The following is a 26,281-nucleotide window of genomic DNA, read 5'->3' as shown; positions in this document are numbered from 1 at the left end:
GTCACAAACGGCAAAAAGCCAATGGTGGCCATCGCTGCCGTCATGCGAAAGATCGTCGTCACCCTAAACGCTAGGCTCAGAGACGCCACCATTCCTCAGAGTTGATGACGAAGCGGTATGCTTCTCCGCTACTCACCGGGGCTTCCGCTACATGCAAGGGGGACCTGAACGCTTCAAGCCTGGGTCAGCGGGTACTGGTCCTTCAGCGTCTTCAGCACCTGGTCGCCCGGCATCGGTGCGCCGAACATGAAGCTCTGCACATATTCGCAACCCATCTGGCGCAGCTCGAGCGCGTCGCGCTCGTCCGCTATGCCTTCGGCGACCACCGACAGGCCGAGTTCATGCGCCATGTTGACCATGGATTTGAGCAGCACGGCGCGCTTGGGCGTGTTGTCGTCGACAAAACTCTTGTCGATCTTGATCGTGTCGAAGGGGAACCGCGTCAGATAGGCGAGTGACGAATAGCCGGTGCCGAAATCGTCCAGCGACAGGCCGATGCCGAGCTGTTTGAGCTTGGTCAGCACATGGGCGGTCTGCTCGGGATTGTCCATGACCAGCGATTCCGTCAGTTCAAGCCGGAAGCAGCGCGGCTTCAGATTTGCCCGCGCGATGACGGAGCGGACATCGCTGACCAGGTCGCGGCGGATGAGCTGGCGGCTCGACAGATTGACAGAGACCGAGAGCGGCGCGTCGCCGATCTGCTTTTGCCATCCGGCGAGATCCTCGGCGGCCTGCTGCATGGCGAAGAGGCCAAGCTGGACGATCAGGCCGCAGCTCTCGGCGACCGGAATGAAATCGGCCGGAGGGATCATGCCGCGGCGAGGATGATCCCAGCGCAGCAAGGCCTCGAAGCCGGCGACGCTGCCATCCTCCAGCCGCACGATAGGCTGGTAGGCAAGGGTGAATTCGCGCCGCTCGATGGCGCGCCGCAGATCGGATTCGAACTGCAGCCGGTCGGTGCCCACGGTGCGGAAGGCCGGGCGGAACGGCTCGATCCTGTCGCCGCCGAAGCGCTTTGCCTGGTGCATGGCAAGCTCGGCGTCCTTGACCATGTCCTCGGCCGAGGTCTGCGCCGAGGTCCAGGTGATCAGGCCGATCGAGGCTGTCAGCACGATCTCGCGCTTGGCGAAGGTAATCGGGTTGTTGATCGCATGTTTGATCGCATCGGCCACGCCGGCGATGCGGGCGGGATCCTGCTCGGAAAGCAGCATCAGCGCGAACTGGTCGCCGGCAAAGCGCGATAGCGAATCCTTCGGCTTCAACAGCCGGTGCAGGCGGCGCGCTATGGTGAGCAGGATGGTGTCGCCGGCCGAGATGCCAAGCCCGTCATTGACCTGCTTGAAGCGGTCTATGTCGATGACGAAGACTGTCGGACGCACCTTCTCCTCGGTGCGGGCGATCGAGATGATCGCTTCCAGCCGGTTCATGAACAATTCGCGGTTCGGCAGTCCGGTCAGATTGTCGTGCACGGCGTCGTGCAACAACCGTTCTTCGGATTTCTTCTGCTCGGTGACGTCCACCATCGTGCCGACGCAGCGTATGACCTCGCCATCCGATCCGATGACGGGACGCGCGCGCAGCGCAAACCAGTGATAGTGCCCGTCGGCGCCGCGCAGGCGGAAATTCTGAGACACCTTGCCACGGCGATGCTCCAGCACCACGTCGAGCGTGGTGCGGAACGTGTCGCGGTCATCGGCATGCAGCACCGGCAGCCAGTTGCGGGCGGCGCCGCCGAGACTGTTTGGGGCAAGTCCGAGTTGGATGCTGACGTCGGGTTTGGTGACGACGCGGTCGCGCAGCACGTCCCAGTCCCACACCGTGTCGCCCGATCCCGCAACCGCCAGCGCCTGCCGTTCCAGATCGGAGAACAGGCCCTGATGCAAGGCGCCGCCAGCAAATGCGTGCTGCATGACGGTGAAGCCGATCAACAAGATGATCAGGATCAGGCCGCCGCCAAGTGCCGGCTGGGCGATGTCGTTGTCGAGCATGCCGGTGATGGCCATCCACGACCCGCATAACCAGAGCAGCACCATGACCCAGCTGGGCACCAGCATGATCGCACGGTCATAACCACGAAGCCCGAGGAAGATGATCAGGCCGAGCCCGGTCAGAGCCGTTGCTGCGAACGAGATGCGGGCTATGCCGGCGGCGATCGCGGGGTCGACGATGGCGACGCCGGCGATGAGCAGCAGCCCCAGGATCCAGACCAGGGCGCCATAGCTGAAATGGCCATGCCAACGGTTGAGGTTGAGATAAGCGAACAGGAACACCACGAATGTGCCCGCCAGCGCCACCTCGGTTCCGGCCCGCCACATCTGCTCATTGACGGGAGATATCTCGATTATCTTGTTGAGAAAGCCGAAGTCCACGCAGATATAGGCAAGCACCGCCCAGGCAAGCGCGGCTGTGGCCGGGAACATCGATGTTCCCTTGACGACGAACAGGATTGTGAGGAACAGCGCCAGAAGGCCGGCAATGCCGATGACGATGCCCCGGAACAGCGTATAGGAATTGACCGAGTCCTTGTAGGATTCCGGATCCCAGAGATAGACCTGTGGAAGCTTCGGCGAGGCAAGCTCGGCGATGAAGGTCACAACGGTTCCTGGGTTCAGCGTCACCCGGAAGACATCGGCGTCGGGACTGGTCTGGCGGTCGAGCGCGAAGCCTTCGCTGGGCGTGATGGCCGCGATGCGGCTCGAGCCGAGATCCGGCCAGAAGATGCCGGAGTTCACCAGGCGGAAGTGCGGCGCCACGATCAGCCGGTCAAGCTGCTGGTCGGTGGTGTTGGCAAGCGCGAAGACGGCCCAATCGCCGGTGGAGCGCGCGTCCTTGGCTTCGACCTCGATGCGTCGCACGATGCCATCGGGACCAGGCGCGGTCGAGACCTGGAAATGCTCGCCCTGATTCGGATACAGGTCGAAGGCACGGGACAGGTCGAGTGCCTTGTCGTCGCGCGAAATCTTGATCGGCTCGACGGCCAAAGCCGGAACGGCGGCCGAAAACGTGATGATAACCGCCAGAATCAGGGCGAACAGCGACGCTAATCGCGAAAAATTCGTCACAATCAGCCCTTTGTTCCATCGCCCAGCGGATCGTCCGCGATCCGGGCGTAGAGGTAGTGGTCCTGCCAGATGCCGTTGATCCTGAGATAGGATCGCAAAAGTCCTTCGCGCCGGAATCCGGCTTTTTCAAGCACGCGGATCGACCTGATATTGTCGGGAATACAGGCCGCCTCGATCCGGTGCAACCTCAGCGTATCGAAAGCGAAACGGGCCACGACCTTGACCGCGTCCGTCATCAGCCCGCGGCCGCCGAAACGCTCGCCGATCCAGTAGCCGACATGGCCGCTTTGCGAGACACCGTGGCGTATGTTGCCGAGCGTGATGCCGCCGGCGAGCTTGCCGCTCGACTTTTCGAAGATGAAGAAAGCGATTGCGGTTCCCTGCGCGTAGTCCTCGCGGTAGCGGCTGATGCGAAGGCGCCATGCCCCACGGTCGAGTTCATCGGGTGTCCAGCGTGGCTCCCATGGCTCCAGGAAGGCGCGGCTTTCGCCGCGCACCGCCGACCATTCGCGATAGTCGTTGGTGAACGGTACACGCAACGTGACGAGGTTGCCCTTCAGTGCCGGCAAGTCACGGCGAAAGAAAGGGAGCGCGAACACGGCGCTTTGGGAGGCTTAGACGGCGAGCCTGCGGGCCGTGGTCTGCGTGCCCGGAAGCGAATCGAGGATCGCTTCATAGGGGGCCAGCGTACCCACAGGCCCGACGGCCGTAAGCGTCGGCTTGGTCGAGAACATCCGCGACGACAGATCGGTCAGCCGGTCGACCGTCAGTGCCGCGAGCCGCTCCATCAGTTCCTCCTTGGCGATCGGCCGGCCGAACAAAAGCAGTTGCCGTGCGATCTGCGATGCACGGCTTGCGGGGCTCTCCGCCGACATGATCAGGCCGGCACGGTACTGGGCGCGGGCCCGGTCGAGCTCTTCCTGCAGGATGCTCTCGCCGGCCTTCTGCAACTCGTCGATGATGACTGGCACCAGTTTGGCGATGTCGCTCTGTCCAGTTGCCGCATGGACGCCGAAGATGCCGGTGTCGGAAAAGCCCCAGTGGAAGGCATAGACCGAGTAGCAGAGGCCGCGCTTTTCGCGGACCTCCTGGAACAGGCGCGAGGACATGCCGCCGCCCAGGATCATCGACAGCACCTGCGAGGCATAGAAATCACGCACATGATAGGCGCGGCCCTCGAAGCCGAGCACGATCTGCGCATCCATCAGGTCACGATCCTCGCGGAAATCGCCACCGACATATTGCGCGTATTGCGGAATGGTGCTGTCGGCCTTGGTGCGGAAGCCGCCGAGCTGCTTTTCGACCTGGCGCACGAAATCGTCGTGCTTGATGTCGCCGGCGGCCACGATCACCATCCGCTCGGCGCCGTACTGGCGCTCGATGAAATCGTGCAACTGCTTGGACGTGAAGGATTTTACGGTTTCGGGCGTGCCCAGGATGGAACGGCCGATAGTCTGGTGGCGAAACGCCGTCTCGGTGAAACGGTCGAAGACGATATCGTCGGGCGTATCGTGAGCCGCGCCGATCTCCTGCAGGATGACGTGCTGCTCGCGTTCGAGTTCCTGCGGGTCGAATTCGGACTCCTGCAGTATATCGGCAAGGATATCGACGGCCAGCGGCACGTCGTCGGACAGCACCCTTGCGTAGTAGGAGGTCGTCTCGACGCTGGTGGCGGCATTGATCTCGCCCCCGACATTCTCGATCTCCGAAGCGATCTCGAAGGCGGTCCGCCGCTTCGTGCCCTTGAACGCCATGTGCTCGAGCAGATGGGCCATGCCATGCTCGTCGTCGCGTTCATTACGGGCGCCGGACTTTACCCAGGCGCCCAAGGCAACCGATTCGATACTGGGAAGGGTTTCGGTGGCGACTGTCAGGCCGTTCGACAGACGGCTTACCTCAACACCCATATGGCTCGTACTCCCTAACGCGCCGCCCGCGCGCGGCGGCTAACGTAATCTTCCACCATTTTCAGGTCGGATGGAAGTACCGTGTATTTTTCCTCAAATGTCATCAATCCACCTAGCCATGCGGGCAGGGCGGGCGAGATACCGCTGGCGGCTTCGACTGCGGCCGGGAATTTCGCCGGATGCGCGGTTCCGAGCACCACCATGGGCACGGCATTCCGGGCCTTGCCGGCCGCGACATGCACGGCGGCTGCCGTGTGGGGGTCGAGCAGATAGTTGCTGGCCGCGAGCGTCGAGCGGATCGTGCCGGCGACCTCGTCCATATCAGCGCGACCGGCGTCGAATTCGGCCCGCATCCCGGCGATTTCGTCTGCCTCGATGGTGAAGGCGCCCGACTGCTTCAGGCCGGCCATGTAGCGCCGCACGGTCGCCGCGTTGCGGCCGGACGCCTCGAACAGGAGGCGTTCGAAATTCGACGACACCTGGATGTCCATCGACGGCGAGGTGGTCGCGAAGACGCCTTTGGTCCGGTACTCGCCGGTTGCGAAGGTACGGGCCAAAATGTCGTTGTCGTTTGTGGCGATGACCAGCCGCTCGATCGGCAGGCCCATCTTCTTGGCGGCGTAGCCGGCGAAGATGTCGCCGAAATTCCCGGTCGGCACGGTGAAGGACACTGGCCTGTCCGGCGCCCCGAGCGACAGTGCGGACGAGAAATAGTAGACGATCTGGGCCATGATGCGGGCCCAGTTGATCGAATTCACGCCCGAAAGCGCCACCCGATCCCGGAAGCTGTGATCGTTGAACATGTCCTTGAGCAGGCCCTGGCAGTCGTCGAAATTGCCTTCGATCGCCAGCGCGTGGACGTTCTCGGCCTTCGACGTCGTCATCTGCCGCTGCTGCACCGGCGAGACGCGGCCATGCGGGAAGAGGATGAAGATGTCAGTGCGGCTGCGGCCGGCAAAGGCATCGATGGCCGCACCGCCGGTGTCGCCCGACGTGGCGCCGACGATGGTGGCATGCTGGCCGCGTTCGGCAAGCACGTGATCCATCAGCCGGGCAAGCAACTGCATCGCCACGTCCTTGAAAGCCAGCGTCGGGCCATGGAAGAGCTCGAGGACGAAGGTGTTGGAGCCGGTCTGCACCAGCGGGCAGACCGCTTCATGCCGAAACGTCGCATAGGCTTCGCGCACGAGGCGTTCGAAGACGGCAGGAGCGATTTCGCCCCCCAGAAACGGCGTCAGCACGCGGATGGCGAGATCCGGATAGGCAAGGCCGCGCATGGCGCGGATTTCTGCGGCCGAAAAGGAGGGCCATTCTCGCGGCACGTAAAGCCCGCCATCGCGGGCCAGGCCGGCCAGCACCGCGTCGGAAAATCCAAGCGCGGGTGCTTCCCCGCGCGTACTCACATAGTCCATGTCACAGTTCCGTTGCCTGCTTGGTTACCGTTCACCACAAGGTGGTTAATTTCTGTGCCGGCTCCAGTCGCATTTTTGCCGCGCGGTTGATATACGTCACCAGCTTTGCGAGAGGGAAGTGCAGTTTCATGGCGTTTCGTACATCACGTGGTCGCTTTTTGGCGGGTCTGGCGATGACCGGCTTTATGCTCGCCGCCGCGGGTTGCCAATCAGGCGACAATGGCATCCTGGACCTCGGCTTCGGCAAGAAGAAGGACCCGACGGCACCCCCTCCGCCGCAAGATCCCAAGATAATGGCCAGCCAGTTGCGGGCCTATTGCCCGAAAGTGACGGTGCGCGACGGCACCGCCTTCTTCAACACCTACACCAAGGACGTGCAGAAGCCCAAGCCCAGGATCAAAAAGACCGGTGACGCCGCCGCCGATGCGGCGGCCCAGGCCGCGGCCGATGCCGCCGCTGCGACGCCGCCCGACGATTCGGCAAGGATCATCTATCAGGCCTCGATCAGCGACGTGACCCGTGATTGCGGCAACGACAACGGACAATTGACGATGAAGATCGCGGTAGCCGGCAAGATCGTGCCGGGACCGAAGTTCGCGCCAGGCACCATCACCATGCCGATCCGCACCGCGGTTATGCATGGCACCGACGTGCTTTATTCGCAGATTCACCAGTATCAGGTGCAGGTCACGGATCCTTCGGTCGCCACCCAGTTCGTCTTCATCGATTCCAACATTGTCGTGCCCGCCCCGTCCGCGCAGGACTATCAGGCCTATGCCGGCTACGACGAGACCACGCCGAAGGCGACGACCGACAAGCCTAAGAAGAAGACACACAGGAAGAAGGCCGCCGCAACGAACTGAGCGGACCTGCACACGGCGTGCGTCCCGCCGGGCGCACACTCGTCAGGCGTCTTCGGACCATTCCGACAGCGCCGCGATCACGCTTTTCAGTTCCGCCCAGCGCCGAATGACCGTTTCCGCACCCGCTTCGGTCAGCGCGTCGGCATGACCGGGGTAGCTGTGGCCGGCGCCGGTGAAGCCGATCACGCGCATGCCGGCCGCCCTGGCGCCGGTGACGCCGTGGACCGAATCCTCGATGACGAAGCAGTTGGCCGGGTTGGCGCCGAGTTTCTCGGCGGCATACAGGAAGACGTCCGGCGCCGGCTTGGTCTTTCCGGTCGGTATCTCCATCGCCGAGAAGATACGGCCGGCGAAGAATGGTAGCAGATGCACCTTCTCCAGCATGAATTCGATGCGCTCGGAGCGTGAGTTCGAACAGACGCAGCGCTGCGTCGTGACCGAGGCCACGGCTTCGCGCACGCCCTCTATGGCGCGGACATCGCTGCGCAGTTTGCGGTCGACCAGGTCTTCCGCGCGGTCGATCAGCGACGCCTGGAACGGGATCTTGGACTTCTCCTCGATCCGCATGAGGATGTCCTTGAAGGTCAAGCCCGCATAGCTTTCGGCAATCTCCTCCGCCGAGATCTCATACCCGGCAAGGGTGATCAGTTCAGCCTCGACCCGCGCGGCGATGATTTCGGAATCGACGAGCACGCCGTCGCAATCGAAGATGACAAGATCTGGCTGGGGCATGATGTTCCAGGGGCAATGAGAATGGGTGACGGCCGCTATGGGCTCAGGCGGCGCGGCATACACCAATGGGCACCGCTTCGCAAACCGCTCCACGCAACCGCTAAAGCTTCACCGAATATTTACGCTGATCGGTAACCATAACGGGGAGTAAACAGTAACGCGTGCCTTGGGTGCAAACATGTCTGCCGTGCGTCTTCTCGACGAGCTTTCCCACGCTCCCCAGCAATCCGAATGGCTGGACACGATCCTGAAGGGCGATTGCGTCGCAGCGCTCGACCGGCTGCCTGAAAAATCCATCGACGTCATCTTCGCCGATCCGCCCTACAATCTGCAGCTCGACGGCGATCTGCACCGGCCCGACCAGTCCAAGGTCGACGCGGTCGACGACGACTGGGACCAGTTCGAGAGTTTTGAAGCCTACGACGCCTTTACCCGTGCCTGGCTGCTGGCGGCGCGGCGGGTGCTCAAGCCCAACGGCACGATCTGGGTCATCGGCTCCTATCACAACATCTTCCGTGTCGGCGCCAAGATGCAGGATCTGGGCTTCTGGATCCTCAACGACGTCGTGTGGCGCAAGACCAACCCGATGCCGAATTTCCGCGGCCGCCGCTTCCAGAATGCTCATGAGACCATGATCTGGGCCTCGCGCGATCAGAAGGGCAAGGGCTATACGTTCAACTACGAGGCGCTCAAGGCATCGAATGACGATATCCAGATGCGCTCGGACTGGCTGTTTCCGATCTGCACCGGTGCGGAGCGGCTGAAAAACGACAATGGCGACAAGCTGCATCCGACGCAGAAGCCCGAAGCGCTTCTCGCCCGCATCATGATGGCCTCGACCAAGCCCGGCGACGTCGTGCTCGACCCCTTCTTCGGCTCCGGCACCACCGGTGCGGTGGCCAAGCGCCTTGGCCGCCATTTCGTCGGCATCGAGCGCGAGCAGGCCTATATCGATGCCGCCAATGAGCGCATCGATGCGGTGCGGCCGCTCGACGATGCCGATCTCACCTTGCTGACCGGCAAGCGCGCCGAGCCGCGTGTCGCGTTCGTCAGCCTGATCGACACCGGGCTGATGACACCGGGCGCCACGCTCTACGACGCCAAGAAGCGCTGGGCAGCCAAGGTGCGTGCCGACGGCACGGTGGCGATCGGTGACAGTGCCGGCTCTATCCACAAGATCGGCGCCGAGGTGCAGGGGCTGGATGCCTGCAACGGCTGGACGTTCTGGCACTATGAACGAAGCGGCGGCCTGACCCCGATCGACGAGCTTCGCCGCATCGCCCGCCTTGGCATGGAGCGGGCAGGGGGCTGACCTCCTGCCACGCGGCCGCGTTGAATCAAAATCTCAGCGGGTCGCCCGAAGCGATTCAGATCACGCCTTTATTCCGAGCCGTTCAAGATCTGCTTGAAGCATCTTGGCATCGGTGAACAGCACCGCCTGCCAGCCGGCCGCTTTGGCGCCGTCGACATTCTTCTGGCTGTCGTCGATGAACAGCGACGCCGCCGGATCGAGGCCGAATGATGCGACATGGTGGTCGTAGATCCTGCGGTCCGGCTTGATCAGCCCGATCTCGGCGGACACGGTTATGCCTCGCGGGCGGTCCAGGAACGGGAAGCGGCCACGCGCCTCGACGAACGTGTCGGCGGCCCAGTTGGTCAGCAGTGTCACGTCATGGCCGGTGTCGATCAGCTTTTCCAGGATCGCGACGCTGTCGTCGTAGGCATGCGGCGCCATCTCGTGCCAGTGGCGGCGGAAGTTTCGGATGTTCTCGGCATGCTCGGGATGGTCCGCTATCGCCAGCGCCTCGGCCTCTTCCCATGTGCGTCCGCGATCCTGCTCGATATTCCAGTCATGCGTGCAGACATTGTCGAAGAACCATTTCCGCTCTGTCTCGTCGGGAATGAGCCGGCTGAAGGGAATGTTGGGATCGTAGTGGACCAGCACCTTGCCGATGTCGAAAACGATGTGGCGGATTTCAGTCATGAGGCCTCTTTCAATGCCGGCGTTGCTTTGTACATGTCGCTCAAAAGTGTGCAGCGGTTTTGGGAAAACGACATGCACAAATTAAACAATCCAACGCGCGTCGAGGTGTGATCACCTCACACTCGACGCGCTTTGGTCGCGCCGGGTATCGCAGCCTCGATTGCCTTTTTCATGACAGTCGGCAGGGCCTCCCCGGAAATCTCGGGGGCAGGCGACCAGAAATGCCCTGCGGGCGCATTGCCTTCGATATGGGCGTGGAAGACTTCGAGTTCGAGGGCGAAATGGGTGAAGACGTGGGTGATCGTTCCGGCCCGGCGCCAGTTCGCCGAAAACGGCGCGGCGGCTTGCGTGCTGGCGCCGTCGACCCGCGCCGTCCAGGCCGTGGTCGGCACTTCCGTCATGCCGCCGAGCAGGCCCTTTTCCGGCCGCTTGCGCAGAAGGATGGCGCCGTCGTCCCGCTCGGCCACGAAAGCCGCACCGCGCCGCTGCGGCTTGTCGGCTTTCGGCAGGCGGACGGGGAAACGCTCCGGATCGCCTGACAGGATCGCGCTGCAGTCCTGGCGCAACGGGCACAGCATGCAGCGCGGGCGGCGCGGTGTGCAGATCGTGGCGCCGAGATCCATCATCGCCTGGGCGAAGTCGCCCGGCCTTCGCGACGGCACCATGCGCTCGACATGGTTGCGGATTTCCGGTTTGGCTTCGGTCAGCAGCGTGGCGATCGAGAACAGCCGGGTCACGACGCGCTCCACATTGCCGTCGACGACGGCGGCGGGGCGGTCGAAGGCGATCGCCGCGATGGCCGCCGAAGTGTAGGCGCCGATGCCGGGCAGGTCCTTCAAGGCGGCCTCGGTGTCGGGGAATCGGCCGCCGCGCGCCGCCACCAGATCGGCGCAGGCCTTCAGATTGCGGGCACGCGAATAGTAGCCGAGCCCGGCCCAGGCCTTCATCACGTCCTCGGTCGGCGCCGCCGCAAGCGCCTCGACATCAGGCCATTTCTCGACAAAAGCGCGGAAATAGGATTTCACCGCCTCGACGGTGGTCTGCTGCAGCATGACTTCGGACAGCCAGATGCGGTAGGGGTCGGGCCGCACGCCACTTGCATGCTCGCGCGGCGTGATGCGCCATGGCAGTTCGCGGTGGTGGGCGTCGTACCAGTCCAGCAGGCGCGACGCGATATCGTCTGACGCGGCCTTGTCAGAATTGGCCTTGTCGTTCTGGGCCTTGCGGGTCTGATCTGCGGGTGCCATTGATTTCGTATTGGCTTGGCCTGTTGTGCTGGGTCGTGGCTGGAGAACGCACATGGCAGGGAAAAGGCCCTTCGGCAATCCTGTTCCGGTGAGCGATCTCGCCACCGACATCCTCGACCCGGTGCTGCGCAAGCGCGCGGGCATATCCATCGGTCTCGTCCAGTCCTGGGAAGAGATTGCGGGCCCGCGCCTCGCCAGGAGTTCCCGGCCCGAGAAAATCCAGTGGCCTCGGCGGCTGCACGAGGACGATCCCTTCGAGCCCGCCGTGCTGGTCATCGCCTGCGAGGGCATGGCCGCGCTCCATCTGCAGCACGAGGCGGGCGAGATCATCAACAGGGTCAATGCCTTCCTCGGCTTCACCGCGATTGGCCGCATCAAGATCCTGCAGAAACCGGTGATCTCGGGCAAAACCCGATCCCGGCCCACTCTCAGGCCGCTGACCGAGGCCGAAAAGTCGAAATTGTCCGATACTGTCGGGCTGATCGAGGATGATGGACTGCGTGCCTCGCTGGAAAGGCTGGGTGCGACAATTCTCGGCGGCAGGAAAGTCTAGTTCTGACTGGAAAAAGTCACAGGTTTGTCGTTAATCTCGCGCATTCGTGATCACCCTTGTCAGGTTTCGCGATTGGATTGGGGACAGGGATGCCTTAATTCGCGCCAACTCTCGCCTTTTCGTGCCTTTGCATTGCAAAATCCAACCCTTGTCAGGTGATTCGTATGAGCCGTTCCCCCTCTGGCCCAAGCCTTTCTCGCAGAAACGTCCTGTCGTCGCTGGCCGCTATTCCGGCGGTCGCCCTGCTCGCCGCCTGCAGTGACTCCGGCGAGGAGGCAAAGGCGGCCGATGTGAAGCCCGCGAACCCGGCAACCCCCGCGAAGCCGGCCACGCCTGCCGCGGTGCAGGCGCCCGAGGCGCAGGGCACCGTCGATATGGCCGAACTGCTGAAGCCGGGCGCGCTGCCCGACAAGCAGCTCGGCAAGGACGACGCCAAGGTCACCATCGTCGAATACGCCTCGATGACCTGCCCGCACTGCGCGCATTTCGCCGAAACCACGTTCCCGGATCTGAAGACGAAGTACATCGACACCGGCAAGGCCCGCTACATCCTGCGCGAATTCCCGTTCGATCCGAGCGCGGAAGCCGGTTTCATGCTGGCACGCTGCGCCAAGGATAACTATTTTCCGATGGTCGACGTGCTGTTCAAGCAGCAGGCGAACTGGGTCGGCGTGTCGAACACGAAGGACGCGCTGCTGCAAATCTCGAAGCTTGCCGGTTTTACACAGGAGTCCTTCGAAGCCTGCTTGACGGACCAGAAACTTCTGGACGATGTGAGATCGGTCCAGAAGCGCGGCGCCAATGAATTCAAGGTCGACTCGACGCCGACCTTCTTCATCAACGGTAAGACCTACAAAGGGGCGATGTCGATTGAGGAAATGTCGGCCATCATCGACCCTCTGCTCTGACATCAGCTCGGCGCTGAAGCGGCGGCGCTGCGGCGCCCGCCTTTATGAGGCGCGTGAATGAAATTTTCGCGCCTCCGCCTCCTCGGTTTCAAGTCGTTCGTCGAGCCCGGCGAGTTCGTCATCGAACGCGGCCTGACGGGTATTGTCGGGCCGAACGGCTGCGGCAAGTCGAACCTTGTCGAGGCGTTGCGCTGGGTGATGGGCGAAAGCTCCTACAAGAACATGCGCGCGTCCGGCATGGACGACGTGATCTTCTCCGGCTCCGGCACGCGCCCGGCGCGCAACACCGCCGAAGTCACGCTTTTCCTCGACAACAGCGACCGTTCGGCGCCCGCTGCCTTCAACGATGCCGACGAATTGCAGGTGTCGCGCCGCATCGAGCGCGAGGCCGGCTCGCTCTACCGCATCAACGGCAAGGAGGCGCGCGCCAAGGACGTGCAGCTCCTGTTCGCCGACCAGTCGACGGGCGCGCGCTCGCCGTCCATGGTCGGGCAGGGGCGTATCGGCGAACTGATCCAGGCCAAGCCACAGGCGCGCCGCGCCCTGCTGGAAGAGGCTGCCGGCATCTCCGGCCTGCACACGCGCCGCCACGAGGCCGAGCTCAGGCTCAAGGCGGCCGAGCAGAACCTGGAACGCCTCGACGATGTCGTCGGCGAACTGGAAAGCCAGATCGAAAGCCTCAAGCGCCAGGCCCGCCAGGCTTCGCGCTTCAAGAACCTGTCGGCCGATATCCGCAAGGCCGAAGCCACGCTCCTGCACCTGCGCTGGACGCTGGCGAAAACCCAGGAAGGTGAGGCGCGCTCGGCCTTGGCCACCGCCACCGCCCTGGTCGGCGACCGTGCCTCCGCGCAGATGGCGGCCGCACGGGAGCAGGGCATCGGCGCCCATCGCCTGCCTGACCTGCGTGATGCCGAAGCGGCGGCCGCCGCGGCATTCCAGCGCCTTTCGATCGCCAAATCGCAGATCGAGGAGGAGGCCGGACGCATTCGTGCCCGCCAGGCCGAAATCGAGCGCCGGTTGCAGCAACTCGACGGCGACATCGCCCGCGAGGAGCGGATGGTGCGCGACAATGCCGATGTCCTCGAACGCCTGCGCGCCGAGGAAGCAACTTTGAATTCCGAGAATGCGGGTGCCGCCGAGCGTGAAGCCACGACCCGCGCGGCATTCGAACAGGCCGCCTCGACGCTCGCGCAAAGCGAAGCCAGGCTCGCCGCGCTGACCGCCGAACGCGCCGAGGCCGCCGCTTCGCGCCATCAGATCGAGCGCACCTTGCGCGAAACAGCCGAGCGTCGCGACCGCTTCGCCCGCCAGCTCGCCGAGGTCGACCGCGAATTGTCGGACATTCTCTCCAAGGTAGCGGGTCTGCCTGACCCGGCGGAGAAGCGGGTCCTGGTCGAGCAGGCCCTTGCGTTGCTGGAGGCGGCGGAAGAGGCTGTGTCGCAGGCAGAGCAATCCGTCGTCGATGCCCGCGCCGGCGAGAGTGCGGCCCGGCCGCCGCTTCAGGACGCCAGGGCCGAACTGGCGCGCATCGAGACCGAGGCGCGCACGCTGGCCAAGATCCTGAATGCCGCCAGCGGCGATCTCTTCCCGGCCGTGCTGGAGCAGATCAGCGTCGAGCGGGGATTCGAAACGGCGCTGGGCGCGGCGCTGGGCGAGGATCTCGATGTCCCGCTCGACCGTAGCGCGCCGGTGCACTGGGGCGAGAGCCAGCTCCAGGCCGGCGACGCTGCCCTGCCGGAAGGCGTCAGGAGCCTGGCGAGCGTCGTCCGTGCGCCCGCGCAGCTTGCGCGCCGTCTGGCGCAGATCGGCATTGTCGAGGCCGCCGACGGCCGCCGCTTGCAAGGGCTGCTCGCGCCTGGCCAGAGGCTGGTGAGCCGCGAAGGCGCGCTATGGCGTTGGGACGGCCTCACCGCCAGCGCCGACGCGCCGACCGCCGCGGCGCAGAAACTGGCGCAGAAGAACCGGCTCGCCGAGCTCGATGCCGAAGCGGTGCAGGCGACGCTTGTGCTGCGTCAGGCGGAGGAACTCCTGGCGCAGGCCGAACAGGCGCTCAGGCTGGCAAGCGAGGCCGAGCGCAACACGCGCCAGGCCGGACGCGAGGCTCAGCACCGGCTTGACGCTGCCCGCAATGCGCTGGCCGAGGCCGAGAAGGCTGGCGGCGAGCTGTCGAGCCGTCGCGCCGCGCTCGATGAAGCGCGCGCCCGCATCGTCGACAGCCATGAGGAGACATCGGCCGCCTTTGTCGAGGCCGAAATGCTGCTGCAGGACGCGCCCGATCTCGGCGACCTGCAATTGCAGCTCGAACAGTCCTCGGCCAATGTCGCGCGCGACCGCGCAACTCTGGCCGATGCACGCGCCGTCCATGAAGGGTTGCGGCGCGAAGCCGAGTCGCGCACGCGCCGGCTCGATGCCATCGGCGCCGAGCGCAGCAACTGGCTGGTGCGTGCCGAAAACGCCTCCACCCAGATCGCTTCGCTGGGCGAGCGCAAGGCCGAGGCCGAAGCGGAACGCGAGCGGCTGGCCGACGCGCCCGACGAAATCGACGCCAAGCGTCGCGCGCTGCTGTCGCAACTGACCGAGGCGGAGGCCTTGCGCAAGGCGGCCGCCGACCGTCTGCAGGAAGCGGAAAACAGGCAGGCCGAGCTCGACAAGCTGGCCACCGGCGCCATCCAGTCATTGGCCGAGGCGCGTGAAACGCGCGCCCGCGCCGAGGAGCGGCTGACGGCGGCCGACGAGCGCCGGCTGGAGGTCGAGGCGCGCATCCAGGAAACGCTGAACACGCCGCCGCATCTGGTCATCCGCCACACGGGGCTGGAAGCCGACGATCCGATGCCCGAGATGGGCGAGATCGAACGCCAGCTGGACCGCCTCAAGATCGAACGCGAACGGCTCGGCGCCGTCAATCTGCGCGCCGAGGAGGAGCAGAGGGAACTCTCCGACCGGCTGGAGACCATCGTTTCCGAGCGCGAGGACATTATCGAGGCGATCCGCAAACTGCGGCAGGCGATCCAGAGCCTCAACCGCGAAGGCCGCGAGCGGCTGCTGGCCGCCTTCGACGTGGTCAACAGCCATTTCCAGCGCCTGTTCTCGCACCTGTTCGGCGGCGGCACCGCGGAATTGCAGTTGATCGAATCCGAGGACCCGCTCGAGGCCGGCCTTGAAATTCTGGCCCGCCCGCCCGGCAAGAAGCCACAGACCATGACGCTGCTGTCGGGCGGCGAGCAGGCGCTGACGGCGATGTCGCTGATCTTCGCGGTCTTCCTGACCAACCCGGCGCCGATCTGCGTGCTCGACGAAGTCGACGCACCGCTCGACGACCACAATGTCGAACGCTTCTGCAATCTCATGGACGAGATGGCCAAGACCACCGAGACGCGCTTCGTCATCATCACCCACAATCCCATCACCATGGCCCGCATGGACAGGCTTTTCGGCGTGACCATGGCCGAGCAGGGCGTCAGCCAGCTTGTATCGGTCGATCTGCAGGCGGCCGAAGCGATGCGCGAGGCGAGCTGACAAAGCCATCGGCAACAGGCCGCCGATATCGCTCGTGAAGGGCTCGGGCGCATCCCATCCGCCACGAGTTCGCAGGAAGGGGAAATTCTCCAGCCCGGTCGAAGGGGCGAGAGCACTTCAGTCGAAGCGCGGCACCTCTTTATCCAAAATCCCCAAAGATGGGCCCAGGCCCGTCTGACGCTATTTCAATGTATAGGTGAGGGTTCCATATCCAAGCTGATCGAAGCCGCCGCTGTTAGGACCATAATTGCCGCCGCCGCCTTCCGGGCGCACCATTTTGGCGGCCGCGATGAGGTAGGGCGCATCGAGGCCTTTCAAGACGACATAGTGGTTGTAGAACAGTTCCCAAACCGGGCGCTTATCGCCGCGACCCTGGCTTGAAATAATGGCCTGGGTCACATCGCTGTTGCTGTAAGGCGTGTAGGGAACGTCCCCGCCCTGGTTATATCTAGCGATGTATTCGATGCCTTTCAGGACCCGGTTGTCTTCGTAGGCGAAGAGGTCGTCATGCTGGTTCCATGCCATCTGGCAGAACGCGCCCAACAGGGCGACATTGAGCGTGTTGTGTCCTTGATCGCGGCCGCTTTCCTGCGTTTGTCCCAGACCATCCGGATAAAGCTTCCAAACCACGTGGTCGATGGCGCCATTGCCCTTGCCGTGTTTGAAATAGTCGATTGCCTCGTTATAGATGTCCCGCCGGTCGGCGAGGATGGCGATGGAAAGCATCGAGTCCATGTTCGCCAGGTCCCAGTTGGCCCAGTAGTGATCGACCTTCGCGCCGTTGTGCCGGACCAGGAAGTCGTGGTTCATCGGATAGAACAGCTTCAGCATCATCGTTTTGAAACGATCGAAGTTCGCTGCAGGCCACTTCTGATAGCCGCGCATGATCTCGGCCGCGTTGGCAATTTGATAACCGTAGATGCCGGACGCTAGAAACTTGTCCGAGGTGCCATCGATCCCAGCCAATTTTCCGGACCACGCATCCAGGATAGCGACGGCCTTATCGGCATAGGCGTCGTCGCCACTGATCTTCCAGCGCAAGGCGAGCGCGTAGGCCGCTGCTGTGTCGTTGAAGAGTATGGAATAGTTTTGCGGGTGGGTGCCATCAGCCCCGCGATAGACCATCTCGACGGGGCGTGGCGCCCAACTGAGCGATGCATGAGGGTTCTTGATCAGAATGTTCCAGTCATCTGTCCAAGGCTGCGCTTTTTGAGCGACCTCGGTCTTCATGCGGGCAAAATCGCCTTGGGTATGCAGGGCGCCGGGATGGACGAAAGCGCCCGAATCCGCGCTCGCGGCGGACGGGCCGGGTAAGATCATGGCCAGCGCGCCGGCGAGCCCGCGAATGCCTCGGAATGAAAAGCCCAACTGAATAACTCCTGACAGGAACGGTTATCTTGCGAAGCGCGAACCTGAACGCCATTTTTGTTTTTTTCGAGCGTAGGCGGACGTCTTTGTCGTGGCAAAGTCGAGATGCCATTGCCTGAAACCGCGGCGATTTTTCCGGTGCACGAGGTCGAATTTTCCCGTTTTGTGGGAAGGTTGTTGTCTGCCAAAGCGGGTTTCACCTCATCGCTGCGAAGATAAGCTCTCCCCATGAACTGGAGCACGCCGATGATGACTGACAAAGAAACCGGTACGTCTCGTGCCCCTTGTCAGGCACTGGATCCCGCGACGCAGCCACGGATCCTCGACGATACGTCGAGGCGAGGCGCGTGTGGGCGCATCTGTGCGTCGTGTCCTATGCGAAGCCTGAACTGCTCCTCATCGGTTCTCGACAATGTGGCCACGGGGCGACACGCATAATGAGAAGAGATGGCAAGGGCGGCGCTGCAGGATGCGCCGCCCTGTCGCCCCGCAATCAGGCGGCGAGCCAGGCCTTGGTGAAGTCCTGCTCGTAGGCCTGGTGCATCTGGTAGCCCATCAGGGCGGGTTTCATATGGCAGAACAGCTTGCGCCAATAGGGTTGGACGATGATGCCGGAATCCCGCAGCATGATCTGCAGTTCCTTCATCACGGCGCGACGCTGATCCGCATCGGCAATGGCGTTGGCCTTGTGAACCCTGGCGTCGAATTCCGGGTCTGCAAAACCGGTCTCGTTCCAGGCCGAGCCGCTCTGATAGGCAAGCGCGTAGGTCTGGATGCCGAGCGGACGCGCATTCCAGTTCGTGGTGGCGAAGGGATATTTCGTCCAGTCGTTCCAGAACGCGGATTCGGGGATGACGGTGCGCTTCACCTTGAAGCCGGCATCGCGCATCTGCTGGGCGACGACGTCGGAGCTTTCCTTGCGATAGTCGGCCTCGACCGAGATCAGGTCGAACTCGAAATCGAGCTGGCCGGCTTCCTCCAGCAATGCCTTGGCCCTGGCCGGATCGCGCTTGATCGGCGGCAGGTCGGCGTGTTCGGGATGCATCGGCCCGACGTGATCGTTCTGCGCCGCCATGCCCATGCCGTTGGCGCCGAGCTGCAGCACCGCCTCATTGTCCACCGCAAGCTGAATGGCATTGCGAACGCGTTTGTCGTCATAGGGTTTGGCATTGACGTTGCAGCGCGAAACGATCGTGGCGGCGGTGACGATCTCGCTCTTCTTCAGGCCGAGCCCGTCGAGCATGGCGACATCGTAGGACTGCGTCTGACCGTTGAGGTCGATCTCGCCGGACTCGAAGGCCGAGACGGTGGCGGCAGAGTCTGTGCCATAGTCGATCCAGTCGATGCCGTCCAAAAACACGTCGCCGCCCCACCACGAGCCATCCGGGCGTCTGCGCGCGGAGGCGGCGACGCCGACATCGAGCTTCTTGAGTTCGAACGGACCGGTCGAGATCGGGTTTGCCGACAGAGGCGCCTGCTTGGGATTGAAGCTGCGGTGGACGATCAGGGCCGGATAGTCGGTCATCGCCGGGATGATGGTGATGTCGGGTTGAGACAGCTTGAGCACCACCGTGTGCTCGTCTCGAACCGCAATCGCACCGGCCCGTGCGGCCTTCGTCTCGGGATCGATCAGCGAGCTCATGCGTCCGGCCATCGAATTTCCGGGGGCGCCCTTTTCGCACCAGCGGGTGATGTTGAAGGCCACATCCGTGGCGCTGAATTCGTCGCCGTTCGACCATTTGACGCCGGGCCGCACGTGGAGAACGTACTCCGTTGCGTCGGCGTTGATGTCCCAGCTTTGCAGCAGCACTGGCTGGAAGGTGAAATCCGGCTTCCAGCGCACCAGCGGTTCCAGGAACTGCATGGCGATGTTGCCCATCTGGGAAACCTTGAAGCTGCGCGGATCCTCGAGCTCCATCACCTGCATGGCGACACGCACGATGCCGCCTTTCCTGGGCTGGGCGGGTTCCTCGGCCAAGGCCGGAACGGGCTGGCCGATGAGCCCGTAGGCGGCCGCGGTGCTGGCGCCAAAGGCGCTGGCCAGCGCCAGGAATTCGCGGCGGCTGAGCGCGCCGGCTTTTACATCCCGCCAAAACGTCTCGATCGCGGGGTGAAGAGGCTTGGATGTCATATCGTTTCTCCCATTGTTGATTTTACGTCGAAATTTGGTGCAATGCCCTTGCCGTTCGTGGGGCGGGCGCTGTCTTTTGTGGAAAGCCGTGGCCGCTGGAGCCAAAGCGGCGAGGGGAGGCCGCGATGAATCTTCTGACCGCCATGCGCGTATTCGACCGGGTCTGCCTGCTCGGCAGTCTCTCGGCGGCGTCGCGCGATCTCAACATGTCGACGACGGCGGTCAGCCGCACGATCAAGGAGCTGGAAGAGGATCTTGGCGTGCGGCTCATCAACCGCACCACCCGGCGCCTCAGCCTTACCGAGGCGGGGCGCGACTATGCCCCACGTGCCCGCAGCCTGCTGGATGACATTTCCGAATTGCAGGATTCGACCCGCGGCCTGCACCGGCAGACGCGCGGCCTGATCCGGGTTTCCTGCTCCAATGTCCTTGGCCACACCCGCATCACCAAGCTCGTGCCCAGGTTTCTTGAAGAAAACCCGCTGACCTCGATCGAATTCGACCTCACCGCCCGTTACGTGGTCGGCATCGTCGAAGAAGGTTATGACGTCGCCATCCGCTTCGGCGGCCAGGCGGATTCGGCCCTGATCGCGCGGCGTCTGGGCGAGGTCCGCAACTATGTCTGCGCCACGCCCGACTACTGGGACAGGCATGGCCGCCCGAGCCATCCGGATCAGCTGGCAATCCATTCCTGCGTTTTGAGCAACTTCGCCAAGCGGCTGGGCACATGGCCGTTCATCGGACCGGACGGCCCGTTCGACGCACCCATTGGCGGGCGCATCTCCACCAACAGTGTCGAGGCGGCCTACCAGATGACGATCGCGGGCTTCGGCATCGGCAATCTGCCGAGCCTCCTGGTCGATGCTGCGATCGCCGATGGAAGGTTGGAGGTGCAACTGGATGAGTTCCGGCCGGGCTCCAGCCCGATCTATGCGCTCTATCCGCATCGGACCTATATCGCCGCCAAGGTCCGGGCCTTTGTCGATTTCCTGATCCGCGAACTGTCGGCCGACTTCACCGCCTGAAACATCGTTGCAGGATTGCTTCCCAACGCCGGCGGGGGCCTGGCGCGAACGCCAAGCCCCCTTTGCGCCCAACGGCAAACTCGACGGCGTCATTTCCACCAGGCGGTGGTGTCGTACATCGGCCCCGGCTCCTCGAAGAGCTTCTCGTATTTGCAGAGCGCCGGCGTCTTGCCGAGCGGCACGGAGACGCCGTCCCGGAATGCCCATTCGCCGCGCTGCGTGGAATCGGCCCTTACATAGCTCGACAGGGCAAAGGCACGGTCATGCTGGGACAGGTTCGGCGACGAACCGTGGACGGTCAGCAGCCCCCACATGGCAAGATCGCCCGGCTCCAGGACCAGCGGCACGATCGTTGCCGGGTCGATGCCGACCTTGCGCAATTCCTCCTCGGCGGTCAGCCCCTTCATCAACTCGCCCTTGCCCTCGTCGGACAGGCCGAGATAGCCGAGCTTATGGCTGCCGGGCACCACCTGGAGGCAACCATTGTCGAGCGTTGCGCGGTCGACCGCCAGGCCCGTCGTCACCGTCGCATCGGCGACATTGTCGAAAGCGGCCTGGTTGCGGAAGCGCAGATCCTGGTGGAAACGGTAGCCGGTGACATTGGCGCCCGGCGGCTTCCAGTGCAGCTGCTGGGCGATCTGCTTGATGTCGCGTCCGATCAGGCCTTCGAGCAGCTTCAGGTAGCTCGGGCTGCGCCGGAATTCCTCGAAATAGGAATTGATCCAGGAAAACCAGTAGGCCTGCAGCACATAGCGCTGGCCGAAATCCGACTCCGGCAGGATCTGGAAGTTGAGGTTGCCGTCCCTGTAGGTGGCGTGGTGCTTCAGCCCCTCGGCATAGACAGCATCCGTCTCCTTCTTCAACCGGATCATCTCGTCGCCGTCGACGAATTGCCGAACCACCGCGTAGCCTTCCTCGCGGTACTGCTCCACCGCCTCGCGCGCCTGCTTGTCCGTCAACATGTCCGTGGCAATCCCTGTCTGATGATCTGCGGGGATCGTAACGAAGAGACCGCGGGCGATAAGCCGAGGATTTCGGCATCGACTTTCCCGATTATCGGGAAAGTGCAGCGAGGCGAAAAAGCTGTCGCGCGCAGGTGGGATATCGCAGGAATGGTGTGGCTGGGGCGCCAGGATTCGAACCTGGGAATGTCGGTACCAAAAACCGATGCCTTACCGCTTGGCGACGCCCCAATAGCCGTCAGAGTCGCTTGTGCGGCGCGTTCTTAGCAGAGCAGCCGAAAAGCACAATCCTTATGAGCGAGCCCAAGAACGGCAGTCTACAGCTGCGTTGGCCACGCGGTGAGATGCCTATTGGCTCCAGACGGCCAGTTCGTTGCCGGCCGGGTCGATGAAATGAAAACGCCGGCCGCCGGGAAATGCGAAGATCGGTTTGACGATCGTCCCGCCGGCACTTTCCACGGCACGCATCGTCTCCTCCAACTGCCTGCTGTAGAGCACGGGCAGCGGTTTGGCCGGAGCTTCGGCGGCATCGGCCTGAAAACCGCCGTCCAGCCCTTCCGCGAAAGCCGAATAGGTCGGCCCATAATCGGTGAACGACCAGGCGAAGGCCGCACTGTAGAATGCCTTCAACCGGTCCAGCGTCCCGCCGGTCGCCGGCATTTCCAGATAATCGAGCCTTCCGGGCAGTCTCATGAAACACCTCTTTGTTCCCTTTATGTTCTATACTCCCGGTTGTAATGTGGCAAGTCTTTTTGCCGCATCCTGGGAGCTGGCTTTCTGTTAATCGATTGTAGCGGCGATCCGGCTTTCCCCGGCGCTTGCCTTTCGCACTGCAGCATCCTATCGCTCCGATGTCGGACACGGGCGGAACTTTCCGTTTCGCCAATCTTTCCAATCTCCTGCAATCGGAGAGCTAAGCATGACCAAATGGGTTTTCACCTTTGGCGATGGTGCGGCGGAAGGCCGTGCCGGCGACAAGAATCTGTTGGGCGGCAAGGGCGCCAATCTGGCCGAGATGTGCAGCCTGGGCCTGCCGGTGCCGCCGGGCTTCACCATTACGTCAGAGGTCTGCAATGCCTACTACGCCAACGGCCGCACCTACCCGACCGGCCTTGAGGGCGATGTTGCAACCGCGCTCGACCATATCGGCCGGCTGACCGGCCGCCGTTTCGGCGACCCGTCGAAGCTGTTGCTCGTGTCGGTCCGTTCAGGGGCCCGCGCTTCCATGCCGGGCATGATGGACACCGTGCTCAATCTCGGTCTCAACGACGAGACGGTCGAGGCGCTGGCAAGCGACTCGGGCGATGCGCGCTTCGCTTATGACAGCTACCGCCGCTTCATCCAGATGTATTCCGATGTCGTCATGGGCCTCGATCACGAGGTCTTCGAGGAAATCCTGGAGGACCAGAAAGCCGGCCTCGGCCATGAGCTCGACACCGAACTGACGGCCATCGAATGGCAGGGCGTGATCGCGCTGTACAAGGCCAAGGTCGAGGAAGAACTCGGCAAGCCGTTCCCGCAGGACCCGCATGAGCAGCTCTGGGGTGCCATCGGTGCGGTGTTCTCCAGCTGGATGAACAACCGTGCCATCACCTATCGGCGCCTGCACGACATTCCCGAAAGCTGGGGCACCGCCGTCAACGTGCAGGCCATGGTGTTCGGCAACATGGGCGAGACCTCCGCCACCGGCGTCGCCTTCACCCGCAACCCCTCGACCGGCGAAAAGCAGCTCTATGGCGAGTTCCTGGTGAACGCGCAGGGCGAGGATGTCGTCGCCGGCATCCGCACGCCGCAGAACATCACCGAGGCCGCCCGCATCGCCGCCGGCTCCGACAAGCCGTCGCTGCAAAAGCTCATGCCGGATGCCTTCCAGTCCTTCGTCGCCATTTCCGACAGCCTGGAAAAGCATTACCGCGACATGCAGGACCTCGAATTCACCATCGAGCGCGGCAAATTGTGGATGCTGCAGACAAGGTCCGGCAAGCGCACCGCCAAGGCCGCGCTCAGGATCGCGGTCGAGATGGCGAGGGACGGCCTGATTTCGAAAGAGGAGGCGGTTACCCGCATCGACCCGGCCTCGCTCGACCAGTTGCTGCATCCCACCATCGATCCGAAGGCGGCGCGCGACGTCATCGGCGTCGGCCTGCCAGCGTCGCCGGGGGCAGCCACCGGCGAGATCGTCTTTTCCTCCGCCGATGCCGAGGACCTCAAGACGCAAGGGCGCAAGGCGATCCTGGTGCGCATCGAGACCAGTCCCGAAGACATTCACGGCATGCACGCTTCCGAAGGCATCCTGACCACGCGCGGCGGCATGACCAGCCACGCCGCTGTCGTCGCGCGCGGCATGGGCAAGCCTTGCGTCTCGGGCGCCGGCTCGCTGCGGGTCGACTACCGGGCCGGCACGCTGCTCTCCATGGGCCAGACCTTCCGCAAGGGCGACATCATCACCATCGATGGCGGCAACGGCCAGGTGCTGAAAGGCGCGGTCGCCATGCTGCAGCCCGAACTGTCTGGCGATTTCGCCGCCATCATGGAATGGGCCGACGCGGTGCGCCGCATGAAGGTGCGCACCAATGCCGAAACGCCGCTCGATGCCCGCATGGCGCGTTCCTTCGGCGCCGAAGGCATCGGGCTCTGCCGCACCGAGCACATGTTCTTCGACGGCGCGCGCATCGTCGCCATGCGTGAGATGATCCTGGCCGATACCGAGAAAGACCGGCGCACCGCTTTGGCCAAGCTTCTGCCCATGCAGCGCTCCGATTTCCTGGAACTGTTCGAGATCATGGCCGGCCTGCCGGTGACGATCCGCCTGCTCGACCCGCCGCTGCATGAATTCCTGCCCAAGACCGAGGCCGAACTCGCCGAGGTCGCGACAGCCATGAACGTATCGCCGGACAAGCTGCGGCAGCGCACCGAAGCCTTGCACGAATTCAACCCCATGCTCGGCCATCGCGGCTGCCGGCTGGCCGTCTCCTATCCGGAGATCGCCGAGATGCAGGCGCGCGCCATTTTCGAGGCCGCTGTCGAGGCTGGCAAGAAGGCTGGCGCGCTGGTCGTTCCCGAAATCATGGTGCCGCTGGTCGGCCTCGTGAAGGAGCTCGACTATGTCAAGGCGCGCATCGATGCGGTCGCAAAGAGCGTCATGGACGAGAGCGGCGTCAAGATCGACTACCTCACGGGCACGATGATCGAACTCCCGCGTGCGGCGATCCGGGCTCATGTCATCGCCGAATCCGCCGAGTTCTTCTCTTTCGGCACCAACGACCTGACGCAGACCACCTTCGGCATTTCGCGCGACGATGCCGCCTCGTTCCTGGAGACCTATCGGCAGAAGGGCATCATCGAGCAGGACCCGTTCGTCTCGCTCGACGTCGAAGGCGTCGGCGAACTGGTGCGCATCGCCGCCGAAAAGGGCAAGTCGACGCGGCCCGCCATCAAGCTCGGGATTTGCGGCGAGCATGGCGGCGACCCGGCCTCGATCCGCTTCTGCGAGGAGGTCGGCCTCGACTATGTCTCCTGCTCGCCCTACCGCGTGCCGATCGCCAGGCTGGCGGCCGCTCAGGCGGCCGTGCAAGCGGCTAAGGCTGGACGCGGCTGAGTCGTTTTCAGCCGGGCAGATCACCGACGTCGAAATCGCTCCAACGTCGCTTCCGCGCAGGCGCGGAAGCGAGCGCTCGCCCGATGGCGGTTTCATATGCCGATTTATGGAAGTCCCTGTCCTGCGGCCGTGGGGAGGCGGACAGATAGTTTCGCCAAGGCTACTCCGCCGGCGCCGCTCCGACCTGGCCGGCGACTTCCTGGTCGAGTTCTCCCAGGAAATCGGTGATGCGCGCTGCATTGTCGCCAAGGTCGTAGCGGCCGTAGCGCGAAGCCGAGCGCATGTCGACGATGACGCTGTCGCCGTCATCGGCGATGCGGATCGCCACGTCGGACGGGAGGCCGAGCACAAAGCCCTTGGCGACAGCGGTAATGGTGACGTCGCTCTGTCCCGCGGCCAGGTCGGGGTAGGGCTCCGAGAGGTCCCAGCCGCGCCGGTCGAGCACGGTCTCGACGGCGTTGACGATGGTTTCGAACGGCAGGTCATAGCTGCGCGCGTTGACCAGCGGATAGCTGTCGGTTTGCAGGCGCTGTTCGCCTGGTGTCGCCGGCGACAGCACATTCATATCCTTGGTCCGGTCGCTTACGTCTAGCCCCGGCGGATCGTCGAAATCGGTCGAGATGTCCCGCAGTGGTGGATAGATCGTCGCCCAGTAAGCGGCAACGCCATAGGGGGTAAGCACCAGCAGTGCCAGCAAGGCGCCGACCGTCAGGTCGCGGCCGCCCCGGTCGCCGAAATGCCACAACCTCGAAAAGGCCAGTGCCGCAAAGATCAGCGCCAGCGCGGCCAGCAGCGCGACGATCGCCAGCACCCACAGGAACACGGGCGTTTCGACGAGATCGAAATGATGCCCGGTAAAGACCGTGAGCAAAAGCACGGCTGAAAACGCGGCCGTGCGCCGCGACCAGCCGGCGGCCTTCGACGTCTGCCGTTCGGGAATGCTAACCATCGTTCTCTGCGCTGCCCCAGCCCCGGACGGAGGTTTAGTGCCTTTTCGCGGCGGCTTGAAGCCG

19 protein-coding genes and 1 tRNA gene are annotated in these 26,281 nt (G+C 63.6%); 7 read left to right on the top strand and 13 right to left on the bottom strand.

The genetic code is table 11. The features are described 5' to 3' along the window. Nucleotides 1-173: 173 nt before the first annotated feature. From FFS37_RS17870 to thrC, 4 genes are read right to left on the bottom strand one after another with little or no spacing between them, the layout of a single operon-like run. A complete protein-coding gene (locus FFS37_RS17870; protein WP_137932270.1) occupies nucleotides 174-3,062 on the bottom strand; it encodes an EAL domain-containing protein in 2,889 nt (962 codons plus the stop codon). Between the two features lie 2 nt (nucleotides 3,063-3,064). Further along, nucleotides 3,065-3,661 (bottom strand): GNAT family N-acetyltransferase, encoded by a 597-nt coding sequence (locus tag FFS37_RS17865; protein WP_137932269.1) that lies wholly within the window; start codon nucleotides 3,659-3,661, stop codon nucleotides 3,065-3,067. Nucleotides 3,662-3,676: 15 nt separating this feature from the next. Next, on the bottom strand, nucleotides 3,677-4,969 hold the full coding sequence (locus tag FFS37_RS17860) for a M16 family metallopeptidase (RefSeq protein ID WP_137932268.1): 1,293 nt from the start codon (nucleotides 4,967-4,969) through the stop codon (nucleotides 3,677-3,679). Nucleotides 4,970-4,983: 14 nt separating this feature from the next. Next, nucleotides 4,984-6,381 (bottom strand): threonine synthase, encoded by a 1,398-nt coding sequence (gene thrC, locus FFS37_RS17855; RefSeq protein WP_137932267.1) that lies wholly within the window; start codon nucleotides 6,379-6,381, stop codon nucleotides 4,984-4,986. A 128-nt stretch (nucleotides 6,382-6,509) separates the two neighbouring features. On the opposite strand from thrC, the gene FFS37_RS17850 reads away from it, so the two are divergent. Next, entirely contained in the window at nucleotides 6,510-7,244 is a 735-nt protein-coding gene (locus FFS37_RS17850; RefSeq protein ID WP_137932266.1) for a hypothetical protein, read from the top strand. Between the two features lie 42 nt (nucleotides 7,245-7,286). On the opposite strand, the gene FFS37_RS17845 is transcribed toward FFS37_RS17850, so the two are convergent. Further along, nucleotides 7,287-7,976, bottom strand: a complete 690-nt coding sequence (locus tag FFS37_RS17845) for an HAD family hydrolase (protein ID WP_137932265.1) — start codon at nucleotides 7,974-7,976, stop codon at nucleotides 7,287-7,289. Between the two features lie 178 nt (nucleotides 7,977-8,154). Here FFS37_RS17845 and FFS37_RS17840 point away from each other — a divergent pair, with 178 nt between their 5' ends. Beyond that, nucleotides 8,155-9,288, top strand: coding sequence for a site-specific DNA-methyltransferase (locus FFS37_RS17840; protein WP_137932264.1), 1,134 nt, complete (start codon nucleotides 8,155-8,157; stop codon nucleotides 9,286-9,288). 60 nt (nucleotides 9,289-9,348) lie between these two features. On the opposite strand, the gene FFS37_RS17835 is transcribed toward FFS37_RS17840, so the two are convergent. Next, on the bottom strand, nucleotides 9,349-9,960 hold the full coding sequence (locus tag FFS37_RS17835) for an HAD family hydrolase (protein WP_137932263.1): 612 nt from the start codon (nucleotides 9,958-9,960) through the stop codon (nucleotides 9,349-9,351). Between the two features lie 116 nt (nucleotides 9,961-10,076). After that, a complete protein-coding gene (mutY, locus tag FFS37_RS17830) occupies nucleotides 10,077-11,207 on the bottom strand; it encodes an A/G-specific adenine glycosylase (RefSeq protein WP_232375701.1) in 1,131 nt (376 codons plus the stop codon). A 52-nt stretch (nucleotides 11,208-11,259) separates the two neighbouring features. Here mutY and FFS37_RS17825 point away from each other — a divergent pair, with 52 nt between their 5' ends. From FFS37_RS17825 to smc, 3 genes are all read left to right on the top strand, one after another. Next, nucleotides 11,260-11,760 carry a DUF721 domain-containing protein gene (locus FFS37_RS17825; RefSeq protein ID WP_137932261.1) on the top strand — a complete coding sequence of 167 codons (501 nt, stop codon included), beginning with the start codon at nucleotides 11,260-11,262 and terminating at the stop codon, nucleotides 11,758-11,760. Nucleotides 11,761-11,924: 164 nt separating this feature from the next. Next, on the top strand, nucleotides 11,925-12,668 hold the full coding sequence (locus tag FFS37_RS17820; protein ID WP_137932260.1) for a DsbA family protein: 744 nt from the start codon (nucleotides 11,925-11,927) through the stop codon (nucleotides 12,666-12,668). A gap of 57 nt (nucleotides 12,669-12,725) precedes the next feature. Continuing rightward, complete coding sequence (gene smc, locus FFS37_RS17815; RefSeq protein ID WP_137932259.1) at nucleotides 12,726-16,184, top strand: chromosome segregation protein SMC; 3,459 nt, start codon at nucleotides 12,726-12,728, stop codon at nucleotides 16,182-16,184. Nucleotides 16,185-16,364: 180 nt separating this feature from the next. On the opposite strand, the gene FFS37_RS17810 is transcribed toward smc, so the two are convergent. Next, entirely contained in the window at nucleotides 16,365-17,552 is a 1,188-nt protein-coding gene (locus tag FFS37_RS17810; RefSeq protein ID WP_137932258.1) for an alginate lyase family protein, read from the bottom strand. Between the two features lie 493 nt (nucleotides 17,553-18,045). Further along, nucleotides 18,046-19,683 carry an ABC transporter substrate-binding protein gene (locus tag FFS37_RS17805; RefSeq protein ID WP_137932257.1) on the bottom strand — a complete coding sequence of 546 codons (1,638 nt, stop codon included), beginning with the start codon at nucleotides 19,681-19,683 and terminating at the stop codon, nucleotides 18,046-18,048. Between the two features lie 125 nt (nucleotides 19,684-19,808). Between FFS37_RS17805 and FFS37_RS17800 the strand changes: the two genes are divergently transcribed. Then, a complete protein-coding gene (locus FFS37_RS17800; RefSeq protein WP_137932256.1) occupies nucleotides 19,809-20,708 on the top strand; it encodes a LysR family transcriptional regulator in 900 nt (299 codons plus the stop codon). 89 nt (nucleotides 20,709-20,797) lie between these two features. Here FFS37_RS17800 and FFS37_RS17795 read toward each other — a convergent pair whose 3' ends face one another. From FFS37_RS17795 to FFS37_RS17785, 3 genes are all read right to left on the bottom strand, one after another. Beyond that, a complete protein-coding gene (locus tag FFS37_RS17795) occupies nucleotides 20,798-21,670 on the bottom strand; it encodes a phytanoyl-CoA dioxygenase family protein (protein ID WP_171026318.1) in 873 nt (290 codons plus the stop codon). 156 nt (nucleotides 21,671-21,826) lie between these two features. Further along, nucleotides 21,827-21,901, bottom strand: a tRNA-Gln gene (locus FFS37_RS17790). 117 nt (nucleotides 21,902-22,018) lie between these two features. Continuing rightward, nucleotides 22,019-22,363, bottom strand: coding sequence for a VOC family protein (locus FFS37_RS17785; RefSeq protein ID WP_137932255.1), 345 nt, complete (start codon nucleotides 22,361-22,363; stop codon nucleotides 22,019-22,021). A gap of 226 nt (nucleotides 22,364-22,589) precedes the next feature. Between FFS37_RS17785 and ppdK the strand changes: the two genes are divergently transcribed. Further along, nucleotides 22,590-25,268: a pyruvate, phosphate dikinase gene (gene ppdK, locus FFS37_RS17780; protein WP_137932254.1), complete on the top strand. Its 2,679-nt coding sequence runs from the start codon at nucleotides 22,590-22,592 to the stop codon at nucleotides 25,266-25,268. A 160-nt stretch (nucleotides 25,269-25,428) separates the two neighbouring features. On the opposite strand, the gene FFS37_RS17775 is transcribed toward ppdK, so the two are convergent. Then, nucleotides 25,429-26,217, bottom strand: a complete 789-nt coding sequence (locus FFS37_RS17775; protein WP_137932253.1) for a DUF1499 domain-containing protein — start codon at nucleotides 26,215-26,217, stop codon at nucleotides 25,429-25,431. Nucleotides 26,218-26,281 lie beyond the last annotated feature (64 nt).

This window comes from Mesorhizobium comanense (assembly GCF_005503535.1).
In the GTDB taxonomy this organism is placed as follows: domain Bacteria; phylum Pseudomonadota; class Alphaproteobacteria; order Rhizobiales; family Rhizobiaceae; genus Mesorhizobium; species Mesorhizobium comanense.
The sequence above is the reverse complement of the archived record's forward strand: the minus strand, read 5'-3'. Positions and strand labels throughout refer to the sequence as shown.